Annotated in this window: 21 protein-coding genes and 1 pseudogene; 7 read left to right on the top strand and 15 right to left on the bottom strand. The window is 71.7% G+C overall.

Going from position 1 to position 19,820, the window contains the following annotated elements; translation table 11 throughout:
* Nucleotides 1-29: 29 nt before the first annotated feature.
* Nucleotides 30-1,517: a sugar ABC transporter ATP-binding protein gene (locus OHU34_RS07205; RefSeq protein ID WP_405765426.1), complete on the bottom strand. Its 1,488-nt coding sequence runs from the start codon at nt 1,515-1,517 to the stop codon at nt 30-32.
* On the bottom strand, nt 1,514-2,071 hold the full coding sequence (locus OHU34_RS07210) for a carboxymuconolactone decarboxylase family protein (RefSeq protein ID WP_142268179.1): 558 nt from the start codon (nt 2,069-2,071) through the stop codon (nt 1,514-1,516). The genes OHU34_RS07205 and OHU34_RS07210 overlap by 4 nt, the downstream gene beginning before the upstream one ends.
* A 203-nt stretch (nt 2,072-2,274) precedes the next feature.
* On the opposite strand from OHU34_RS07210, the gene OHU34_RS07215 reads away from it, so the two are divergent.
* Complete coding sequence (locus OHU34_RS07215) at nt 2,275-2,688, top strand: cupin domain-containing protein (RefSeq protein ID WP_142267163.1); 414 nt, start codon at nt 2,275-2,277, stop codon at nt 2,686-2,688.
* A 24-nt stretch (nt 2,689-2,712) separates the two neighbouring features.
* On the opposite strand, the gene OHU34_RS07220 is transcribed toward OHU34_RS07215, so the two are convergent.
* The 8 genes from OHU34_RS07220 to OHU34_RS07255 all read right to left on the bottom strand — a co-directional run bounded on the left by OHU34_RS07220 (nt 2,713) and on the right by OHU34_RS07255 (nt 10,008).
* Nucleotides 2,713-3,498 (bottom strand): alpha/beta fold hydrolase, encoded by a 786-nt coding sequence (locus tag OHU34_RS07220; protein WP_230194061.1) that lies wholly within the window; start codon nt 3,496-3,498, stop codon nt 2,713-2,715.
* Between the two features lie 129 nt (nt 3,499-3,627).
* On the bottom strand, nt 3,628-4,953 hold the full coding sequence (locus tag OHU34_RS07225) for an aromatic acid/H+ symport family MFS transporter (protein WP_142267161.1): 1,326 nt from the start codon (nt 4,951-4,953) through the stop codon (nt 3,628-3,630).
* A gap of 194 nt (nt 4,954-5,147) precedes the next feature.
* The gene (locus OHU34_RS07230) at nt 5,148-6,098 is read right to left on the bottom strand and encodes a VOC family protein (RefSeq protein ID WP_142267160.1); all 951 of its coding nucleotides are present in this window, start codon (nt 6,096-6,098) and stop codon (nt 5,148-5,150) included.
* Nucleotides 6,095-7,207 carry a 4-oxalomesaconate tautomerase gene (locus OHU34_RS07235; RefSeq protein WP_405765431.1) on the bottom strand — a complete coding sequence of 371 codons (1,113 nt, stop codon included), beginning with the start codon at nt 7,205-7,207 and terminating at the stop codon, nt 6,095-6,097. The genes OHU34_RS07230 and OHU34_RS07235 overlap by 4 nt, the downstream gene beginning before the upstream one ends.
* Entirely contained in the window at nt 7,204-7,908 is a 705-nt protein-coding gene (locus tag OHU34_RS07240) for a 4-carboxy-4-hydroxy-2-oxoadipate aldolase/oxaloacetate decarboxylase (RefSeq protein ID WP_142267159.1), read from the bottom strand. Before OHU34_RS07240 ends, OHU34_RS07235 begins: the two co-directional genes overlap by 4 nt.
* On the bottom strand, nt 7,905-8,657 hold the full coding sequence (locus tag OHU34_RS07245; protein ID WP_142267158.1) for a PIG-L deacetylase family protein: 753 nt from the start codon (nt 8,655-8,657) through the stop codon (nt 7,905-7,907). The genes OHU34_RS07240 and OHU34_RS07245 overlap by 4 nt, the downstream gene beginning before the upstream one ends.
* Nucleotides 8,658-8,706: 49 nt before the next feature.
* Complete coding sequence (locus OHU34_RS07250) at nt 8,707-9,357, bottom strand: GntR family transcriptional regulator (protein WP_020127395.1); 651 nt, start codon at nt 9,355-9,357, stop codon at nt 8,707-8,709.
* Between the two features lie 138 nt (nt 9,358-9,495).
* The gene (locus OHU34_RS07255) at nt 9,496-10,008 is read right to left on the bottom strand and encodes a hypothetical protein (protein WP_405765435.1); all 513 of its coding nucleotides are present in this window, start codon (nt 10,006-10,008) and stop codon (nt 9,496-9,498) included.
* A 122-nt stretch (nt 10,009-10,130) separates the two neighbouring features.
* On the opposite strand from OHU34_RS07255, the gene OHU34_RS07260 reads away from it, so the two are divergent.
* The gene (locus OHU34_RS07260) at nt 10,131-10,505 is read left to right on the top strand and encodes a cupin domain-containing protein (protein ID WP_142267156.1); all 375 of its coding nucleotides are present in this window, start codon (nt 10,131-10,133) and stop codon (nt 10,503-10,505) included.
* On the opposite strand, the gene OHU34_RS07265 is transcribed toward OHU34_RS07260, so the two are convergent.
* Complete coding sequence (locus OHU34_RS07265) at nt 10,495-11,541, bottom strand: LacI family DNA-binding transcriptional regulator (protein WP_405765438.1); 1,047 nt, start codon at nt 11,539-11,541, stop codon at nt 10,495-10,497. The genes OHU34_RS07260 and OHU34_RS07265 overlap by 11 nt on opposite strands.
* A 129-nt stretch (nt 11,542-11,670) precedes the next feature.
* Between OHU34_RS07265 and OHU34_RS07270 the strand changes: the two genes are divergently transcribed.
* Nucleotides 11,671-12,828 (top strand): Gfo/Idh/MocA family protein, encoded by a 1,158-nt coding sequence (locus OHU34_RS07270; RefSeq protein ID WP_405772177.1) that lies wholly within the window; start codon nt 11,671-11,673, stop codon nt 12,826-12,828.
* 148 nt (nt 12,829-12,976) lie between these two features.
* The gene (locus OHU34_RS07275) at nt 12,977-13,645 is read left to right on the top strand and encodes a hypothetical protein (protein ID WP_142267153.1); all 669 of its coding nucleotides are present in this window, start codon (nt 12,977-12,979) and stop codon (nt 13,643-13,645) included.
* 48 nt (nt 13,646-13,693) lie between these two features.
* Here the strand turns inward: OHU34_RS07275 and OHU34_RS07280 are convergent, their stop codons facing one another.
* A complete protein-coding gene (locus OHU34_RS07280; RefSeq protein WP_142267152.1) occupies nt 13,694-14,728 on the bottom strand; it encodes a LacI family DNA-binding transcriptional regulator in 1,035 nt (344 codons plus the stop codon).
* Nucleotides 14,729-14,846: 118 nt separating this feature from the next.
* Between OHU34_RS07280 and OHU34_RS07285 the strand changes: the two genes are divergently transcribed.
* The 3 genes from OHU34_RS07285 (at nt 14,847) to OHU34_RS07295 (ending at nt 17,952) form a co-directional block, all read left to right on the top strand.
* Entirely contained in the window at nt 14,847-16,013 is a 1,167-nt protein-coding gene (locus tag OHU34_RS07285; protein WP_405765440.1) for a phytanoyl-CoA dioxygenase family protein, read from the top strand.
* A gap of 15 nt (nt 16,014-16,028) precedes the next feature.
* A complete protein-coding gene (locus tag OHU34_RS07290) occupies nt 16,029-16,805 on the top strand; it encodes an SDR family oxidoreductase (RefSeq protein ID WP_230194065.1) in 777 nt (258 codons plus the stop codon).
* A 142-nt stretch (nt 16,806-16,947) separates the two neighbouring features.
* Entirely contained in the window at nt 16,948-17,952 is a 1,005-nt protein-coding gene (locus tag OHU34_RS07295; protein ID WP_142267149.1) for a Gfo/Idh/MocA family oxidoreductase, read from the top strand.
* Nucleotides 17,953-18,014: 62 nt separating this feature from the next.
* Here OHU34_RS07295 and OHU34_RS07300 read toward each other — a convergent pair whose 3' ends face one another.
* From OHU34_RS07300 to OHU34_RS07310, 3 genes and pseudogenes are all read right to left on the bottom strand, one after another.
* A complete protein-coding gene (locus tag OHU34_RS07300) occupies nt 18,015-18,188 on the bottom strand; it encodes a hypothetical protein (RefSeq protein WP_200839866.1) in 174 nt (57 codons plus the stop codon).
* A 51-nt stretch (nt 18,189-18,239) separates the two neighbouring features.
* Complete coding sequence (locus OHU34_RS07305) at nt 18,240-19,490, bottom strand: serine hydrolase domain-containing protein (RefSeq protein WP_405765443.1); 1,251 nt, start codon at nt 19,488-19,490, stop codon at nt 18,240-18,242.
* A gap of 152 nt (nt 19,491-19,642) precedes the next feature.
* Nucleotides 19,643-19,738 (bottom strand): annotated as a pseudogene (locus OHU34_RS07310) (2-keto-myo-inositol dehydratase); the annotation flags it as partial.
* Between the last annotated feature and the right edge of the window lie 82 nt (nt 19,739-19,820).

Consider the following 19,820-nt stretch of genomic DNA (forward strand, 5'->3'; position numbering starts at 1 on the left):
GCCAGGGGCATCGGTAAGTGTCTTGACGCTCACTGCGGTTGTCCTCCGAGGGCCGTGGCGACGAGTTCGTCGCGGGTGATGGCGGTGATGTCGTGTTCGGCGACCGTGCGGCCGGCGCTCACGACGACGACGCGGTCGGCGAGCCGCATGACCTCCTCGGCGGAGGAGGAGGCGAGCAGTACGGCCACTCCCCGGCAGGCGAGGTCGTCGAGGAGGGTGTGGATGTCGGCCATGGCCGCGATGTCCACACCGTTGGTGGGGTCCTCCAGGAAGCACGCGGCCGGGGAGGTCTCCAGCCACTTGCCCAGCAGCACCTTCTGCTGGTTGCCGCCCGACAGCGCGCTGACCGGCGGGTTCCCGGCCAGCGTCCTGACTCCGTAGCTGTGGCGCAACGGGGCGGCCCGGCGGGCCAGTTGACCGCGCCGGTGCAGCCGGCGGCGCGCGAACCGGTCGTCGGCGAGCATCAGGTTCTCGTCCAGCGACATGCCCGGGACCAGGCCCAGCGAGCGGCGGTCGCCGGTGACGCAGCGCAGACCGCTGGCGAGCGAGGCCGGGACCCGGCCGAAGGGCACGGCCCGGCCGTCGACGCGCAGATCGCCGCTCTCCGGACGCTGCCGTCCGGACAGCAGGTCGAACAGCCGGGACTGGGCGTCCCCGGCGGGCCCGAGGACCGCGACGATCTCGCCCCTGCGCACCTCGACGGTGAAGTCCCGGATGGCCTGACCCTGGCTCAACCCCCGTACGGATAGGCCGACTTCGTCCTTCGGCGTGGGACGTTCGGGGCGGGTGGAGACGACGTCCCGGCCGACCATGGCGCGCACCAGTCCCGCGTCGTCCAACTCGGCGGCGGGCGCGCTCGTCACGACGGCCCCGTCCCGCAGCACCGTGAGGCGGTCCGCGACGGCCATGACCTCGTCGATGTAGTGCGAGATGTAGACGACGGCGACACCCTCGTCGCGCAGGGTGCGCACCAGGGCGCGGATCCGGTGGGCGTCCTTGGCGCTCAGACACGCCGTCGGCTCGTCCAGGATCAGCACGCGGCCACCGCGACGGACCTCGCGGGCCACCTCCACCATGGTCTGCTCGGCGACGGTGAGCGAACCGGCGGCCCGCTCCACGTCGATGGCGATGCCCAGGGCGGCGAGGGCCGTGCGGGCCTCCTCCCGGACCGCCTTCCACCGCACGGCGCGCCCCCGCGTGGGCAGGTCGCCGAGCAGGATGTTCTCGGCGACGCTCAGGCCCATCGCCAGTTCGCGGCGCTGCGGCACCGAGGAGATGCCCAGCCTGCGCGCCCTGCGCACACTCAGCCCGTGCTGCTCCTGCCCGTCGACCTCGATCGTGCCGGCGTCGGCCTGGTGGACGCCGGACAGCACCTGCACGAGGGTCGACTTGCCGGCGCCGTTCATGCCCATCAGGGCGTGCACCTCGCCGGGGTACAGGTCGAGGTCGACGCCTTTCAGCGCGGCCGCCCCGCCGAAGCTCTTGGTGACGCCCCGGGCGCGCAGTACGGCGGTCACGGCCGGTCGCCCTCGGGGGCCACACGTCCGTAGCCGCGGATGTCCGGGAAGGGGGGCTCCTTGTCGGCCTGAAGGTCCACCTGGAAGGTGTTCAGACACATGCCGAGCATGGTGAAGTTGCCGAGCGCGCCGATGGTGTCCACCAGGCCCTTGGAGCCGAAGTGCTCCAGTGCCGCCGCGAAGGTGGCGTCGGTGACGAAGTGATCGTCGAGGATCTCCCGGCAGAACCGGTAGAAGACCTGGTCGGCCTCGTTGTCGAAGACCGCCTCGCGCTTCTCGGCGATCGCCTGCACGGCGGCCGGCGGAATGCCGGCCTCGACGGCCTGGTGCACATGGGCGTTCCAGGAGTACTGGGCGTCCCAGTTGCGGGCGGCCATCAGCAGGGTCAACTCGCGCAGATGCTTGGGCAGCGAGCAGTCGAAGCGGGCGAACGCGCCGAGCGACTCGGCCCGTTCGCACATCTCCGGGCTGTGCAGCCAGACCCGGAAGGGACCGCGCACCGCGCCACGGCGGCCGGCGATCCGCGCGGCCAGCTCCTGCTGCCGCGCATCCATTTCCTCTTCGTCGAGAACGGGGAGCCTCATCCGGCCGATACCTGCCTTTTCTTTCCGGCGCATTACGTGCACGGGTCGTGAATCCGTGCGGTGCCAGGTGAAGGTACAGCCGTGTCCGAGAAGCTCACCCACCTCGGAGCGCAACGTAAAACTGCACGCCGGAGGCCCCCCATTCGCCGGGCGGCGACCTAACGTCGTCCGACATGACCACCATCATCAAGGCCGCGTCCGTCCCGCTGCTCGACCGCGGCGGCGCGGTCGTGACGACGCCGCTCGTCACCACCGCGTCGGCCAACGGGGAGAACCGGATCACCAGCGGGATGAGCGTCTACCCCGTCGGTTCCGGGGCCCCGCTGCACTCGCACAACTGCGACGAGCACGTGACGGTCCTCGAAGGCGAGGCGGAGGTGTGGGTGGACGGCGAGGTGACGAGGCTGGAGCGGTTCGACACCACGTACGTGCCGTCGCCGATCCCTCACCTGTTCCGCAACGTCGGCGACCGCCCGCTGCGGATCCTGTGGGTGTACTCCTCGGGCCATGTGACGCGCACGTTCACCGAGACCGGCCGGACGGTGGAACACCTGTCGGCGGAGGACCAGATGGGCTCCGACGACTGAGCACGGCGGGAGCGGGCGCGGCGTTCAGCGCACCGCCGCCGTCACCGCCTCCAGGACGACGGCGGCGACCAGCGCGGGCTGTTCCACCAGGGCGAAGTGCCCCGCGTCGGGCACCGCGACCGTCCGGACGTTCCGGCAGGCTTCCAGTCCCCGCCGCTCCGCGTCGGTCAGGCCGATCTCGTCGTGGTCCCCGCGCACCACCCAGGCCGGGACCCCGGCCTCGCACAGCCTCGGGACCAGCGACGGATACCGGTCCAGATAGGCGTAGTACTGCCGCACGATCCGGCGGCAGGCCGCCGGATCGTTGTCGCCCATCACCGCCGCCAGCGCCCGTGCGCGCGGCGGCAGTTCGTCCGCCATCTCCCGGGGCAGCCGTTTCAGCGTGCCCGCCCAGGCCGCGGTGCCGAGCCCGGGTACCCGCGCCACGGTGTTCAGCACGGACAGGGGCCTCGACTCGTCCCCCCGCGAGAAGGCAGGGGAGAGCAGCACCACGGGCCCCGTGAACAGACCCGCCGCGGCCATCTCGATCGCCACGTTCGCGCCCAGGCTGTGGCCCACGACCGTGTCGCAGCCGTTCTCGGCGGCGAAGTCCGCCATCAGCCGGGCGTAGTGCTCCAAGGACACGTCCTCGGGCGCCTCGGTACGGCCGAACCCCGGCAGGGTCGCCGCGATCGTCCCGAGGCCCGCGAGCGCAGGCTCGGCCATCAGATCCGCGTAGAACGCGGTCGTGCACAGCGCACCCGGAATCATCAGCACCCGGTGTGAGGTGTCGGCCGGACCCGCCTGTCGCACCTCCCAGCGCTCGCTCATACGTCGAGGATGACGCCCCGCGCGGCCGGGCGCACCCCGGGCGGACCGCCGTGGAACGCCGGACGCCGGCCCCGCACCCTGTGTGCGGCGGCCGGCGTCCGTCCTTGCCCCAGGCGGCGACGCCGCTGGTCAGTGGGCGCCGACCAGCTCCTGGTCGGCGCCTCGCGGTGCCTGCCGGGAGGTGCGCAGCGCGGCGATGCCGATGAAGACCATGGAGGACAGGCCGGCGATCGCGAACGCGGTGAAGCCCCAGTCGCCCTGGTTCGAGGCGAGCAGCTGGCCGCCCAGCCACGGGCCGAAGACGGCGCCGAAGCGGCCCATGCCGGAGGTCCAGCCGACGGCGGTGGCCCGGTTGTCCGCGTGGGAGCGGATGGAGACCGTCGCGTAGATCATCGTCTGGGCGCTGTTGAGGAAGACGCCGGTGAAGAAGACGACGATCATCGTCACGCTCATCGGCATGTGGACGCTGAGCAGGAACACGCCGGCGGCCGTCAGCGCGAACCAGACGGCGGAGATGCGCGGGGCGCCGAACCGGTCGGCGGCGCGCCCGGCGACCAGCATGCCCACGATGCCGCCGAGGTTGAAGACGACCACGAAGGACAGGGCGGAGCCGAGCTCGTAGCCCTCGGCACGCATCAGGGTGGGCAGCCAGGTGGCGACGCCGTAGACGAGGAGGAGACCGCCGAAGGAGGCCAGCCAGTACAGCAGGGTCTGGGTCCACTCGCCGCCGCGGAAGAGGTCCTTCAGCGCGTTCCAGCGGTCGGTCGCGCCCTGCTTGCCGGACTTGTCGGCGGGCAGTTCGACGTCGTAGCGGGTGGCCAGCTCGCGGGCCTCGTCGGTGCGGCCCTTGGCGACGAGGAAGCTCAGGGACTCGGGCAGCAGCTTGGCGAGCACCGGGGCGAAGAGCAGCGGGAGCACGCACACCCAGAACGCGGCGCGCCAGCCGACCGGGTCGATGAGCCACTTGGCGACATAGGCGGAGAGGATGCCGCCGGCGTGGTGGGCGGTCATCAGCAGGCCGATGATGATGGCGCCGCGGCCGCGCGGGGCGTAGTCGGAGACCATGCTGATCGCGGTGGGCAGCAGGCCGCCGAGGCCGACGCCCGCCAGGGTCCGGCCGAGACCGAAGACCTCGACGCTGCCCGCCATCGCGCACACGCCGGAGGCGAGCGAGAAGAGGATCACGCAGCCGACCATCAGCTTCTTGCGCCCGATCCGGTCGGCGACGGTGCCCGCCGTCAGGGCGCCGATCAGCATGCCGAAGGTGGCGTAGCTGCCGAGGTCACCGGCGGTGTCCGGGGTGAGGCCGAAGGTCTTCGTCTCCAGCAGGTGCGGCAGCACCGAGCCGTAGATGAACATGTCGAGGCCGTCGAAGAGCACGGCCAGCCAGCACAGACCGACGACCAGGAGGGCCAGTCTGCTGCCGCGGGCGGACAGCGCGGGGGAGGAGGACATCGTTGTTTTCCTCTCGTCCAGGAGGCGTTCCCTGGAGGGGACAAGTGAAGAGGGCCGGCGCGGCTCGTGCGGCTGACCCGGTGTGCGCAAGACGCTAAGGATCGACCCGGATAGAGTCAACACTTTTGTCAACAATCTCATCGACAATCGGTTGATCCGCTGGTCCGACGCCCTGCGCACCCGAAAATCCCAACTCAGCTCACGGGCGGTGTGCCGTGCGTGTGGAACGACTCGATCGTCCGCAGACCCCAGGCCTGCCCCTTCTTGCGCTCTTCCTCGGTCCAGGTGACCAGCGGCCAGTCGGGGGCCAGGACGAGGCGCGTGAGCGGGTTGCACAGCTCGATGCGGTTGCCGCCGGGCTCGTAGACGTACAGGAAGAACGTCTGCTGGATGGCGTGCTTGTGCGGGCCCGTCTCGATGAACACGCCCGAGTCGATCGCGAGATCGGCGGCGCGCAGGATGTCCTCACGGGTGTCCGTCGCGAACGCGATGTGGTGCAGCCGCCCGGAACTGCCGGTCCAGTCCGAGGTGTAGACGACGTCGTACGACTTGTTCGTGTACGTCAGCCAGCGCGCCGCGACCTTCCCCGTGTCGAGCCTGATCTGCTCGGTGGGGCGGGCGCCCAGCAGGTTCTGCTGGAACTCGGAGTTGGCGAGCACGTCGGCGGCGAGGAAGTTGATGTGGTCCAGGCGCCGTACGCCCACGCCCCGGTTGGGCTTGGCCTGCGGCTGGTTCTTCAGGGCCGGCTTCAGCCCGTCGGGGGCCCGATAGTGCTCGCTCTCCCAGTACAGGGCGTGCTCGTGGCCGTCCGGGTCGGTGGTGACGTACAGCTTGCCGAGGCCGGGCTCGTCCTCGACCCAGTGGCCGGCGCCGCCCGCCGCCTCGACGGCCGCGACCCGGCGCTGCAGGGCCTCCTCGCTGGAGGTCCGCAGGGCCAGCCGGCCGAGGCCGGGCTGCTCGCGGGCGGTGAGCACCAAACTGTGGTGCTCGTAGTCGTCGAAGGTCCGCAGGTGGACCGTGTCGCCGTGCTGCCCGTTGACGGTGAGCCCCAGGTAGTCCGTGAAGAAACCGACGCTGGCGTCCAGGTCCGGGGTGAAGAGCTGGGCATGGCCGATGTGGGCGATGTCGCCGAGCGGCGGAGTCATCGTTGACCTCCAAGGGAGCGGGGGGAGAGGGGAGCCGTCTCGGCGGACCTGGGGAAGACGGTGCCGTCGAAGATCTTTCGGGCCGTGCGCACCACGGCGGTGCGACGGGTGCAGGGCAGACCGTCGGGGGTTGACCCGAGGCTACTTTCGATATCCAGGAATCCCGTGGGATGTTCTATGCGAATTCGGTCACTTCCGGCGTCGATCCTCGCCAGCTCCGACCCCACACTGCCTTCGATTCGCAGTCCGGCCGCGACGCTGGCCGCGCCGAGCACCCCTATCGAGGGGTGGCAGCGCACAGGAATGAAGGTACGGGTGGTGACCGCGCCGTCGCCTCGGGGCGCGGCGAGCAGCGTGAGCTTGGGCACGGTGGTGTCCGAGACGTCGCCGAGGCCCATCAGCCGGCCCGCCGCCAGACGGATCGTCCGCAGGCGGTCGGCGAGCGCGACGTCCTCCTCCAGATCCCTGGGCAGCTCGTAGCCGGTGACCTTGACGGAGGTGGCCTCGATGAGCACCGTCGGCATCCCGTTGTCCACGCAGGTCACCGCCACCCCGTCGATCTCGTCGCGGACGTTGCCGGTGGGCAGCAGCGTGCCGGTGCCCGGCGGGAACTCGATCACCACGGGCGCGGCCGTCCCCGGCACCCCGGAGATCTCGGCGGCGCCGGTGTAGTCCACGCGACCGCCCGGCGTCGGGAAGGTCGCCGTCGCGTGGTCGCCGGAGTTCACCATGCGGATACGGACGGCGGTCTCCTCCTCCCCCGCGGCGACCAGCCCGCGCTCCACGGCGAACGGGCCGACACCGGCGAGGATGTTGCCGCAGTTCTGACGGTCGCTCACCTCCGGCCGGTCCACGGCGACCTGGAGGAAGAGGTAGTCGACGTCGGCGTGCGGGTCGGCCGACGGCGACACCACGGCCACCTTGCTGGTGAGCGGGTGCGCGCCGCCCAGGCCGTCGATCTGGCGGGCGTCCGGACTGCCCATGACGCGCAGCAACAGCTCGTCGCGCAGGGCCGGTTCGGCGGGGAGATCGTCGGCGAGGAAGTACGCGCCCTTGGAGGTGCCGCCCCGCATCAGCAGGCAGGGCAGCTCCTCGGGCACGAAGGTCACGACGACTCCCCCGCATACGCGTCGTACGTCTTGTACACCACGCCGAGCCGCTTCAGGGTCTCCCTCAACCCGTAGCGGTCCAGGCCGAGTTCGCCGTCGAGGAAGGCGGCACGGGAGAGCGCCTCCTTGGCCTCGCGGGCCTCGGACGCCGCCACGGTGGCGCGGGCACGCTCGCGCGGGACGACCACCACGCCGTCGTCGTCGGCGAGGATCACGTCGCCCGGACGGATCACCTGGCCGTCGATCGCGATCGGTACGTTGACCGAGCCGCCGGTGGCCTTCACGGTGCCCTGCGAGGAGACGGCCCGCGACCAGGCCGCGAAGCCCATGTCCCGCAGCTCCTGGGTGTCGCGGATGCCCGCGTTGGTGATCACGCCGCGCACCCCGCGCCGCTGGAGCGCGGTCGCGAAGAGCTCGCCGAACATGCCGTCGGTGGACGGGGAGGTGGTGGTGACGACCAGGATGTCTCCCTCGCCGCACTGCTCGACGGCCGCGTGGATCATGAGGTTGTCGCCGGGCCAGCTGAGCACGGTCACGGCGGTGCCGGCGACCCGCACGCCCTGCTGGACGGGGCGGATCTCCGGGCTCAGCAGGCCGGTCCGGCCCAACGCCTCGCCGACCGTGGCCACGCCGAATCCGGCCAGCGCGTCGACGTCCTTCAGCTCCGCCTTCGGCGGGTCGGTGACGATCACGCCGCTCATGACAGCTCCTTGGCGATCTGCGGGTACGGACGCATGTACGCCTCGGCCATGGTCTTGTGCGCCAGGCCCAGGTTCGGTCCCGCGTTGCGCTTGAGCTGGACGCCCCGGCGCACGGCGAGGTCGGTGTAGTAGTCCCACAGGTGCTGCTGGGCGCCGAGGCACTCCATGGCCTTGCGCTTGCTGTCCCACACCTCGGTGATGTCGAGCAGCACCTCGGGCCTGAAGCCGCTCATCTCCGGCTGGTGCGGCTCGAAGTAGAAGACCGGCGGCGCGCCGATGATCTCGCCCTCGCCCGGGTAGCCGATGGCCTGGGCGAGGACCCTGGCCTCCAGCGCCATGCGGTTGGCGGCCGGGTGGTCGCCGTTGTACGGGTCCTCGGTGGGGTGGGTGAGCACCACGTCCGGCTGGGTGTCCCGGTAGACGGCGACGAGCCGGTCGGTCAGCTCGGCGGTGGCCACCAGCGGGTAGTCGCCGGCGTCGAAGAAGCGGACCTCGGCGCCCAGGGTGGCGGCGGCGCGCTCGGCCTCGTCCCGGCGTATCGCCTTGATCTCGTCGAGTTTCCTGCCCTCGCGCCACGCCTTGGCGGACTCACCGCGCTCGCCGAAGGTCAGGCACGCGATGGTGACCTTCTCCCCGCGGGAGGCGGCCAGGGCGATGGCACCGCCCGCCCGCCACACGAAGTCACCGGCGTGCGCGGTGACGACGAGGGTCGATCGTGGTGGGCTGGCGGGCGCGTTGGCCTGGGTCATTCTCAGATCTCCTTGGTGACAGGTGGGCGCCCGCCCCGCGCAGCCGTGATCAGTCGCGCAGCGCCTCGATCACGCTGGTGAGGTGGGCGCGGACGGCCGTCTCGGCCGCCTGGGGGTCCCTGGCCCGGATCGCTTCGATCATGGTCAGGTGCTCGTTCAGGGATTGCTGCGGCCTCCCCGGCCTGAGCGCCAACTGGAAACGATGGCGCACCAGTTGGGCGTTGAGCCGCTCCAGCAGCTCCTGCGCGGTCTGCTGGCCGGAGAACTCCCGGATGCGGACGTGCAGTTCGTGGTTCAGGTCGGAGTAGGTGACCGGCTCGCCGTCGGCGACGGCCTTGGTCATGGCCGTGCCGAGATCGGTCAGTTCGATCAACTGGTCGTCGCTGGCCGCGACGGCCGCCTTCGAAGCACAGAGCCCTTCGAGGACCATGCGGCACTCGGTGATGGCGACCGCTTCGTCCACGGTCACCACCCGCACCCGCGAGCCGCGGTTGCGGATCCGTTCGACGAGCCCCTGGGACTCCAGATCGATGAGCGCCGCGCGGATGCTGGCCCGCGTCACACCGAACTGCTCGGCGAGCTCGTTCTCCACCAGCCGCTGGGCCGGTGCCATCTCGCCGTGCAGGATCGCCTGCCGCAGCTGCGCGAGCGCATGCTGTTTGGCCTGCTCCCCGGTGCTCGGACGGGCTTCTTTCGGCATGGTTGCCCTCCCTGAGTGAGTGCCTGTCGAACCTAAATCTAGCGAAACAAGATTGTCAACAATTTTGTCCGCCGTATTGCGCGCGTGCCTCCGCCGCGCCATGTTCCCACTGGACGGGCCGGCGCAGGGCGGTGCGGGCTACTTGATCAACGCGTTCGCCACGACCACGATCACGCCGAGCAGCGCGTCGACCGCCCCGATCAGCACCGCGACGGGCCAACGGCGGCGCGCCCAGCGGGCGGTGACCAGGCCGAGGGCGAACAGCAGGGCGATGTTCAGGGTGAACGCGGCGTACTCCACCCCGCTCGCCGGCCACCAGCCCCAGCCGGCACCCGCGAGGATCAGGACGGTCGGCAGAACGGCGGCGACAAGGGGCCACTCCTCGGCGAGGGTGCGCAGTGCGTCCCCTCGGCGGTGCGCACCCCGCTCGGCGATGTAGTGGACGTAGCCGTGCGCGAGCGCCGAGGCGAACGCGGTCACCAGCAGCCAGACGGCGTCGTAGCGGCGGCTGCCGCGGGAGGTGTGCCCGTACTGGCTGAGCGCTGCGGCCATCGAACTCGCGAGCACCGCGCCGTAGACACCGCCGAAGAGGAGAGCCTCACGCGTGTCGTGCCGGTGCGGCTCGCGGACCGGCACGGTGTCGTCCGCCATGGGCACCACGATCACCCCGCCGCGCACGGGTCGCCAGTCGTGACGAAGTGTCCTCCCACCTGGGCCGACAGCCCACACAGTGTCCACGCCCGGCGGACGTACGGCCTCGCTAGGGTCGCCTCATGAGCACCGACAGCGGCCTCGCCGGCCCTCCGCCCCACAGTTTCGTCGTCCACATCCCCGACGCCGGCCTCGAGCCCGAGCCGCTCGATCCGGGGCAGATCGTCGCCGGGACACCCGAGGTGACCGGCAAGGTGGTCTGGGAGTCGGCGGACGGCCGGCAGGTCAGGGGGATCTGGCAGATCACCCCGGGCGTCGTCACCGACACCGAGGCGGACGAGCTGTTCGTGGTGATCAGCGGGTCGGCGACCATCGAGGTCGAGGGCGGCCCCACCCTGACGGTCGGTCCGGGCGACATGGCCGTGCTGCGCGAGGGCGACCGGACGACCTGGACGGTCCACGAGACGCTGCGGAAGGCCTACGCGATCACGCTGTGACCGCGGGTGGGCGCGCCGTCGTCCCCCGGACCTCCAGGACCGGCGGGGTCAGCTGCAACCGTCCCTCCCCGCCCGGCCGTTCGAGACGGTCGAGCAGACAGCGGGCGGCACGGCGGCCGACCTCGTGGCCGGCGCCGTCGACGGTCGTGAGCCACACATGGCGCAGCCGGGAGATGCTCGTGTTGTCGTAGCCGACCACGGACAGGTCGCGCGGCACGCGCAGGCCCAGTTCCTCGGCCGCCGACAGCACCCCCACCGCCGTCATGTCGTTGACGGCGAACACGGCCGTGGGCCGGTCGGCGCGGGCGAGCAGCCGTACCGTGGCCCGGTAGCCGCCCTCCTCGGTCATGTCCCCCGCCTCGACCAGCGCCGCACGGTCCGGCCCCGCCGCCCGCATGGTGGCCTCGAAGCCTCGCCGCCGCAGGTCGGCGACGGCACCGTAGCCCGCCAGGTGGGCGATGCGGCGGTGGCCGAGTCCGACGAGGTGCTCGGTGACCAGGCGGGCGCCGCGTTCGTCGTCGTTCGCCACCAGGTCCACCCCGGCCGGCACCGGCTCCCGGGCCGCCGCGACCACGACCGGCATCCGGGCGGCGACGGTCTCCAGGGCCGCCGGGTCGGGCAGCGTGCCGACCACGACCAGCCCGTCCGCTCCGAGGTCCAGGAAGGGCCCGGCCGGATCCTGGCCGACCCGCCGGTGCAGCCGTGCGTCGGCCAGCAGCATGTGCAGGCCGCTCGCGTGCAGCAGGGAGTTGAGGCCGTCCAGCAGGTCCACGTACCAGGGGTTGCGCAGATCGTGCAGCAGGACGCCGACCATGGGGTTCCCCCCGCCAGGGCGCGGCCGGGAGCCGGGCACGGTGCGCCGCTCACCGAGACTGCGGGCCGCCTCGTTGGGCCGGTAGCCCAGCTCGCGCACGGCCCGCAGGACGGCCTCCCGCTTCTCGGCACGCACCTGGTCGGAGCCGCGCAGCACCAGGGAGACCAGCGACTTGGACACCCCGGCCCGGTCGGCGACGTCACGGATGGTGGGTGGTCTCATGGTTGGACCGTTCCATGTGTCGTACGGGTTGTCAAAGGGCCTGGAGACCCTTGACACCCTGGCGAAACGGCCCGCAGGGTGGCCTGGTCAGTGGATGGAGCGGTCCAAGGAAGGGCTGTGGTGACTGTCATGGTGGATGCGCTGGGAGTGGCCGTCGTCGGGTTCGGCTGGATGGGCCGCGTGCACACCCAGGCGTACGCGCGCGTGCGGCACCACTACCCGCGGCTGGCGCTGCGGCCGGAGCTGGTGAGCGTCGCCGAGGAGGTGCCCGGCCGGGCCGACGAGGCAGCGGAGCAGTTCGGCTTCGCCTCCGCCACGCGGGACTGGCGCGAGGTGGCGGCCGACCCACGGGTACGGGCCGTCAGCATCACCGCGCCGAACTTCCTGCACCGCGAGATCGGTGTCGCGATGGCCGAAGCCGGCAAACACGTCTGGATCGAGAAGCCGGTGGGCCTGACTCCCCCGGACGCCCGGGCGGTGGCGGACGCGGTGGCCGAGGCGGGCGTGCAGGGCGCGGTCGGCTTCAACTACCGCAACGCGCCCGCCGTGGAAGCCGCCCGCGACCTGATCGCCTCCGGTGAGCTCGGCACGGTCACCCACGTCCGCCTCCGCCTCTTCAGCGACTACGCCGCCCACCCCGACGGCGCCCTGACCTGGCGGTACGAGCGGGAGCGGGGCGGCAGCGGAGTGCTGGGCGACCTGGCCTCGCACGGCGTCGACCTGGCCCGTTTCCTGCTCGGCGACATCACGTCCCTGACGGCCGACACGGCGGTCTTCGTGCCCGAGCGGGCGCGTCCGACGGGAGCGACGGCGGGCCACAGCCTGGCCGTCGGCGGCGAACTCGGCCCGGTCGAGAACGAGGACTACGTCAACTGCCTGCTCCGCTTCGCCTCCGGCGCCCGGGGCGTGCTGGAGGCCTGCCGGGTCTCGGTCGGCGAGCAGAACAACTACGGCTTCGACGTGCACGGCACCAAGGGCGCCGTGTTCTGGGACTTCCGGCGGATGAACGAGCTCGGCGTCAGCCGCGGCACCACGTACCAGGACCAGCCCGTCAGCACGGTGTACGTCGGCCCCGGCGACGGCGAGTTCGGCGCCTTCCAGCCGGGCGCGGCGAACGCCATGGGGTACGACGACCTCAAGGTGGTGGAGGCCTACCGCTTCCTGCGCTCGGTCGCCGAGGGCACCCCGTACGGGGCGACGCTCGCGGACGCGGTGCACAGCGCGACCGTGCTGGAGGCGATGACACGGTCCGCGGAGAGCGGCTCCTGGGTGGACGTGCACCCGTAGGGGTGGCGACAGGACCACCCCCGGTCCGGTTCTCAGGCCCAGGGACGGCGAGCCCCGGGAACGGCAGGCTTCAGGAGTCGGCGAACGCGGCCACTGACCCGCGGACGCCGGCACCGAATCCGCCACACCGAGAACTCGGGGGACCCTCATGTCCGAAGTCATCGCCCGCCGTCTGACCGGCCTCGCCGCCCTCGTCACCGCGGTCGCGCTCATCGTCCAGGTGCCGCTCTACTTCGTCTACGACGGCCCGCCGCCGGACGGCAACGTCCTGTCCCGGCTGCTCATCGGGATCGTCGCGCTGGCCTTTCTGGTCGTGTTCGTGACGGCGTTCCGCGAACTGGTCGGCCGGGTGAGTCCCGCCCACGCATGGGCCGGCTCCCTCGCCTTCGCCACGGGCCTCGTCTACGCCACGATCACCCTGGTCTCGATGGGCCTCGAGGCCGGCGCGGTCATCGCCGTCGACCACCCGATCGACCCGACCATCGACGTCAGCGGCACCTACATCCTCTACGGGGCGATCTCCAAGCTGATGCTGGCGCTCTTCCTGACCGCGCTGGGCCAGGCCGTCACCCGCGCCCGCCTGCTGCCGCGCTGGACCGGCCGCTCGGCCTACGTCCTGGCCGGGATCAACCTGGCCTTCGTGCCCTCCCTGTTCTTCGGCAACGACCCCACGTTCTTCTACGCGGCGAACGGCTGGGGCACGACCGCCCTGCTGGGGGCCGTCCTCAGCTACTGGCTGCTGGCCCTGGGCGTCTGCGCCTACCGCAGCGCGGCACGCGTCGCCCCGGTGGCCGGGACACCGGCGCCACGGCGCTGAGCGTGCACTGCGGCCAGCCCACCGCCCCGCCCCCGCCTGCGGCCGGCTTCAGCCGGCCGCAGGCGGGGGCGGCATGTTGTACGGGGTGACCACCTGGATCGCCGACGGCAGCGGGGGCCCGGCCGGCGGCAGCGCGCCGTGCGCCCGCATCACGGTGTGGCAGGCCTCGCGCACGTCGCGGCGCAGGTCGTGGTGGAGGACGGCGGACAGCCGGTGCCCGTGCAGCAGCCGGGTGTTGTCGTGGTCGAGGTCGTGCGCGACGAACACGTCGCAGTCCCGGCCGAGGTCGGCGAAGGCGCGCAGGGTGGCGTCGTTGCCACCGCCGATGGAGTAGACGGCACGGATGTCCCGGTCGCGTTCCAGCGCGGCCCGGACCAGCTCGTACTGCGTGGCGTCCAGCCCCTGCCCCTCGGCGATCTCGACCAGCGTGCGCTCGGGATCGCGGGCCCGCATCACGCTGCGGAAACCCATCTCGCGCTCCTCCTCGTTGCGGAAGAAACCGCTGCTCAGGCTGGTGAGCACATTGCCGGGGCGGTCACCGAGCCACTGGCCCATGAGGTAGGCGGCGGTGGCGCCGGCGGCCCGGTCGTCGATCCCGACGTAGGCGAGACGGGCGCTGGCCGGCAGATCCGTGACCAGGGTGACGACCGGGATCCCGGCGGCGACCAGCCGGCCGACGGCGGCGTTGGTCTCGGGCACGTCCGGCGCCTTGAGGACGACCCCCTGCGAGCCGCGCCGGGCTATCCGGTCGAGAATGGCGATCTGCTCCTGGACCGGTCCGGTCTCCCGGAAGTGGAAGCGGGAGCGCAGCACGGCCGGGTGCAGCGAGGGCAGTTCGGCCTCCAGAGCGGCCCGGACGGCGGTGGTGAACCGTTCCGGCGCCTGCATCACGATGTCGACCATGAAGGTGCGCCCGACGAGCCTGACCTGGGTGCGCTGCCGGTCCAGATCGGCGATGGCCCGCTGGACCTCCTGCACGGTGGACTCCCGCACCCCTCCCCTGCCGTTCAGCACCCGGTCGACGGTGGCCTCGCTCAGCCCCGCCTGACGTGCGATCTCCCGGATGGGGAAGGGGTGGCCCACGGAAAGCTCCTCCGGAATCTGTTTGAGGGGTTTTTGATGGCCGCCTGCTGGTTGTTCGACGGGTTTGTCATGACAAGAATGGCAGCACTGAGCCGCCATTGCCATCGAAGGGACGACGATGTCCTTCACCTCTGTGCGAGGTCAAGCCTGGCTGACCGAGCAGGACTGCGACCTCGACACCTTCCGCCCGCTCGTCGAACGCACCACCGACATCGCCGACTTCCCGCACGCCTCGGCGGTACAGGGGAACGTCCTCGTCTACGACAGCGAGCGGCTGCGCGCCCCCGGAACGGACCGCGCGGTCCGCGCCGAACTGGTGCGGGCCCTGAGCGACGGTCCCGGAGTCGTCGTCTTCCGTGACGCCTTCCCCGATCCGGCGGTCGTCGACCGGGCCACCGCCGTCTTCGACGCGCTCATCGCCGAGCAGCGCGCCTCGGGCGCGACCGCCGGGGACCACTTCGCGAGACCCGGCGCCAACGACCGCGTCTGGAACGCCCTGGAGAAGGCCGCCCTGCGTGACCCGGAGGCGTTCGCCGACTACTACGCCAACGACATCCTGGCGCTGGCGGCCCGGGCCTGGCTCGGCCCGGGCTACCAGATGACGTCCCAGGTCAACGTGGTCAACCCGGGCGGCCAGGCGCAGAGCGTGCACCGCGACTACCACCTCGGCTTCCTCTCCGACGCGCGGGCCGCCGCCTACCCTGCGCACGTCCACCGGCTCTCCCCCGTGCTCACCCTCCAGGGCGCCGTCGCGCACTGCGACATGCCCGTGGAGTCCGGGCCCACGCTGTACCTGCCGTACTCACAGACGTACGAGCCCGGCTACCTGGCGTGGCGCCGGCCCGAGTTCCAGGAGTACTTCGAGAAGAACCGGGTCCAACTGCCGCTGGCGAAGGGCGACGCCGCGTTCTTCAACCCGGCCGTCTTCCACGCCGCCGGCACCAACCGCACCACCGACGTACGCCGGATGGCCAACCTGCTCCAGGTGTCCTCGGCCCTCGGGCGCGCGATGGAGACCGTGGACCGGGAGGCCGTGGCGAACGCGGTCTACCCCGTGCTGCTGGAGCGCCGGGCGCGGGGCGTGGACGAGAAGTGGCTGGAGCGTGTCGTCGCCGCGAGCGCCGAGGGCTATCCCTTCCCCACCAACCTCGACAGCGACCCGCCCGTCGACGGCCTCGCCCCGCCCGCGCAGGCGGACCTCGTACGGCGGGCGCTGCACGAGGAGTGGACCCCGCGGGCACTCCGGGACGAGCTGCGGGCCCGCGCCCTGCGGCGCACGAGCTGAAAGGACCTCTCCTCCATGGGACTTCTCGACGACAAGGTCGTCCTCGTCAACGGCGGCAGCCAGGGTGTCGGCGCGGCCGTCGCCCGGGCCGCCGTCCGTGCGGGCGCTCTGGTCGCCGTCACCGGACGGCGACCGGAAGCGGGCGAGGCGCTGGTGGCGGAACTGACCGCCGCCGGCGGCAAAGCGCTCTTCGTCCGGGCCGACCTCTCCGACGCCGGACAGGCGAAGGGGGCGGTGGCCGAGACGGTGGCCTCCTACGGCCGCGTCGACTGCCTGGTGAACTCGGCGGGGCTGACCACCCGCGGCACGCTGCTCGACACCACCCCCGAACTGTTCGACCAGCACATCGCGATCAACCTGAAGGCGCCGTTCTTCGCCATGCAGGCGGCCGTCGCGGACATGCTGGCCCGCGAGGCGCCCGGCACGGTCGTCAACATCATCACCTCTTCGGCCCACGGCGGTCAGCCGTTTCTCGCGCCGTACGTCGCCGCGAAGGCCGGCCTGATCGGCCTGACCCGCAACGCGGCGCACGCGCACCGCTTTGACCGGGTCCGGATCAACGGCCTCAACATCGGCTGGACGGCCACCGAGGGCGAGGACGCGACGCAGAAGGCCTTCCACGGCGCCGGGGACGACTGGCGTGAGCAGGCCGCCGCACGACTGCCGATGGGCAAGCTGGGCCAGCCGGACGAGATCGCCGACTTCGTGGTGTTCCTGCTGTCCGAGCGGTCAGGCGTGGTCACCGGATCGGTGATCGACTGGGACCAGAACGTGCTCGGCGGGCTGGACTGAACATCTCGACCCCGCCCAGGCATCCGGAGCCCGCGTTCTGAGCCCGTCCGGCGATCGAGGACGAGCCCGAAGGGCGACGGGGCCCGGGGCAGAACCCCGGCAACAGACAGCAACCAAAACCACCAGGAAAGCAGCGGAGCGCATGCGCATCGGAATCCTCGGCCTCGGCCGCATCGGCGCCTTCCACGCCGAGACCCTCTCCGGACTCGACGCCGTCGGGTCGCTCGTCGTGGCCGACCCGTTCGCGGAGGCCGCCAAGAAGGCCGCCGAGCGCTTCGGCGCCGAGGTCGCGGACTCCCCCGAGGCCGTGCTGGCCGCCGGGGTGGACGGTGTCGTGGTCGCGGCGGCGACGGACGCCCACCCGGGCCTGATCCTGGCCGCCGTCGAGGCGGGCATCCCGGTCTTCTGCGAGAAGCCCGTCGCCAGGACCATGAGCGAGGGCGTCGAGGTCCTCGAGGCCGTCCGGGGCAGTGACGTCCCCATCCAGATCGGCTACAACCGCCGCTTCGACGCGGGCTTCGTCGCCGCGCGGGCGGCCGTGGCCTCGGGCGAGCTGGGCACACTGCACACGGTGCGCTCGACCACGCTCGACCCTGCCCCGCCGCCGGCCGCGTACGTCGCCGCCTCCGGGGGCATCTTCCGGGACTGTTCCGTGCACGACTTCGACATCATCCGCTGGGTCACCGGCCGTGAGGTGACGGAGGTGTACGCCGTCGGCGGCAACCGGGGCGCCGACTACATCAAGGCGGCGGGCGACGCCGACACCACCGGCGCGATCCTCACCCTCGACGACGGCACGATCGCGGTGGTCTCCAACTCCCGTCACAACGCCCGGGGTTACGACGTCCGCATGGAGATCCACGGCTTCACGGACTCGATCGCCGTCGGCCTGGAGGACAAGTTGCCGCTGCGTTCGGTGGAGCCCGGCGTGACCTTCCCGGCCGGTACCCCGCACGACTTCTTCATGGACCGCTTCACCGCCGCCTACCGCGCCGAACTCACCGCGTTCACCGAGGTCGTGGCCGGCACCCGTACCTCCCCGTGCACGATCGAGGACGCCCTGGAGGCGGGCTGGATCGCGGAGGCGTGCACGCTGTCCCTGCGCGAGCACCGGCCGGTGACGATCGCGGAGGTCCGCGCCTCCTGAGCGCGGCGCATTTGCGCCCGAGGGCGGCCGGGGAGAGGTCTTCCCCGGCCGCCCTCACCGGCTCACAGGCCGTAGCGGACCGCGAACTCGTCCGGGTCGTAGGCGTCCCGGGCAGGGTCACGCGGGGTGGCCGGCCGCTCCTCGACCATGTCCTGCGGGGGTACTCGCTCGGGCAGCGCGCCGAACCGGGCCCGGCGCCGGACCTCCGCGGTGCCGGCCTGCTCTTCCTCCTGCATCTCACCCTCCCCGTCCACGACTGCACACACCTGGTACCAGTCTGAACGTCCTCACCTCGCCGCTGGTTCCGCCGGCAGGTTGAAGACGTGGTCCGGGGAGATGATCGTGGTGATCGCGTCGCCGAACAGGGTGCTGGGCTCCTCGTTCTTGTAGTTGATGTCGGTGTTGAGCACGACAACGAGGGTCGTCCGGGCCGACGGCAGATAGATGGTCAGGGACTCGTAGCCGGGCAGCGAGCCGTTGTGGCCGATCCAGCCCTGCACGTTGAAGATGCCGAGCCCGTAGCCGGCGCCCGGAATGGGGGTCGGCGGGGTGATCAGGCGCTGCTTCTGGGTGGCGGGGCTGACCATCCGCTCACCGTCGGGCAGCACGCCCGTGGCCACGGTACGTGCCCAGATCCGCAGGTCCTCCAGCCGGGAGATCATCGCGCCGGCCGCCCAGCCCCAGGACGGGTTCCAGTCGGCGGAGTCCTCGACCTTCCCGGTCGCGGTCTGGTCGGTGTAGCCCTGGGAGTGCGGGGTCGGGAACTCGTTGCCGGTCGGGAACAGGGTGTGGTCCAGTCCGGCCGGGTCCAGGATGTGGTCCTGGACGTAGTCGTCGAGATGCGAACCGCTCATCTGCTCGACGACCAGGCCGAGCAGGATCAGGTTGGTGTTGCAGTAGTAGAACTTCTCACCCGGCGGGAACAGCACAGGATGCTTGAACGAGTAGTCGAGCAGCTGCTGCGGGGTGAACGGCCGCTGCGGGTCGGAGGTCAGCGCCTTGAAGAAGTCCTCGTCCGCCGAGTAGTTGAACAGTCCGCTGCGCATGCCGGCCAGCTGACGCAGGGTGATCTTGTCGCCGTTCGGTACGCCGTCGATGTACTCGCCGATGGTGTCGTCGAGGCCGATCTTCCCCTCGTCGACCAGCTGGAGGATCGCGGTGACGGTGAACGTCTTGGTCTCGCTGCCGATGCGCATGTAGAGCCCGGGGTCCATCGCCCGGCCGGTGCTCTTGTCGGCGACGCCGAAGGACTTCACGTACTCGCCCTTGCCGGGTGTCCAGATGCCGACGGACACGCCGGGGATGCTCGCCTGCTTCATGACCCGCTGTACGGCGTCGTCGACCTGCTGCTGTACGGCCGGGGTGAGTTCGACGACGCCGTCCCCGGACGAGGACGGCGAAGGCGGTTCGGTGCCGGTGGCGGCCGTGGGGGCCGAGGCCGGCACGGCCGTCGCCCCGCCCGCGGCCGGCACCACCAGCGCCCCCACCGCGGCGGCGACGACGATCCCCCTGCGCAGTCGGATGCACGAGTGTGTCATGGGCTCGCTCCCGTATGAGGAGGTTTCCGCCGCAGGCCACAGCCGCACCAGGGGGCACGGGCCGCATGCGGCCCATCACCACCACGATACGAGCGCGGGCGCGCCGCCGCCTGTCGGCGACGGCGCGACGCGCGTGGCGACCCGGTCCCGGGTCAGGCCCCGCACTGGCGCAGGAACTTCCGGGTGCGCGCCGCTACGGGCAGCGGCCGGTCCGGCTCGCACGGGTACCTGTCCTGCTCCATGATCGCCAACGGCTCTGCACCGGGCCGCCGGGCTGCCGGGCCGCAGCTCCGCGATCAGGATCGGCTCCGACTCCGACTCCGGTACACC

Source organism: Streptomyces sp. NBC_00080, from assembly GCF_045041255.1.
Lineage (GTDB): Bacteria > Actinomycetota > Actinomycetes > Streptomycetales > Streptomycetaceae > Streptomyces > Streptomyces coriariae.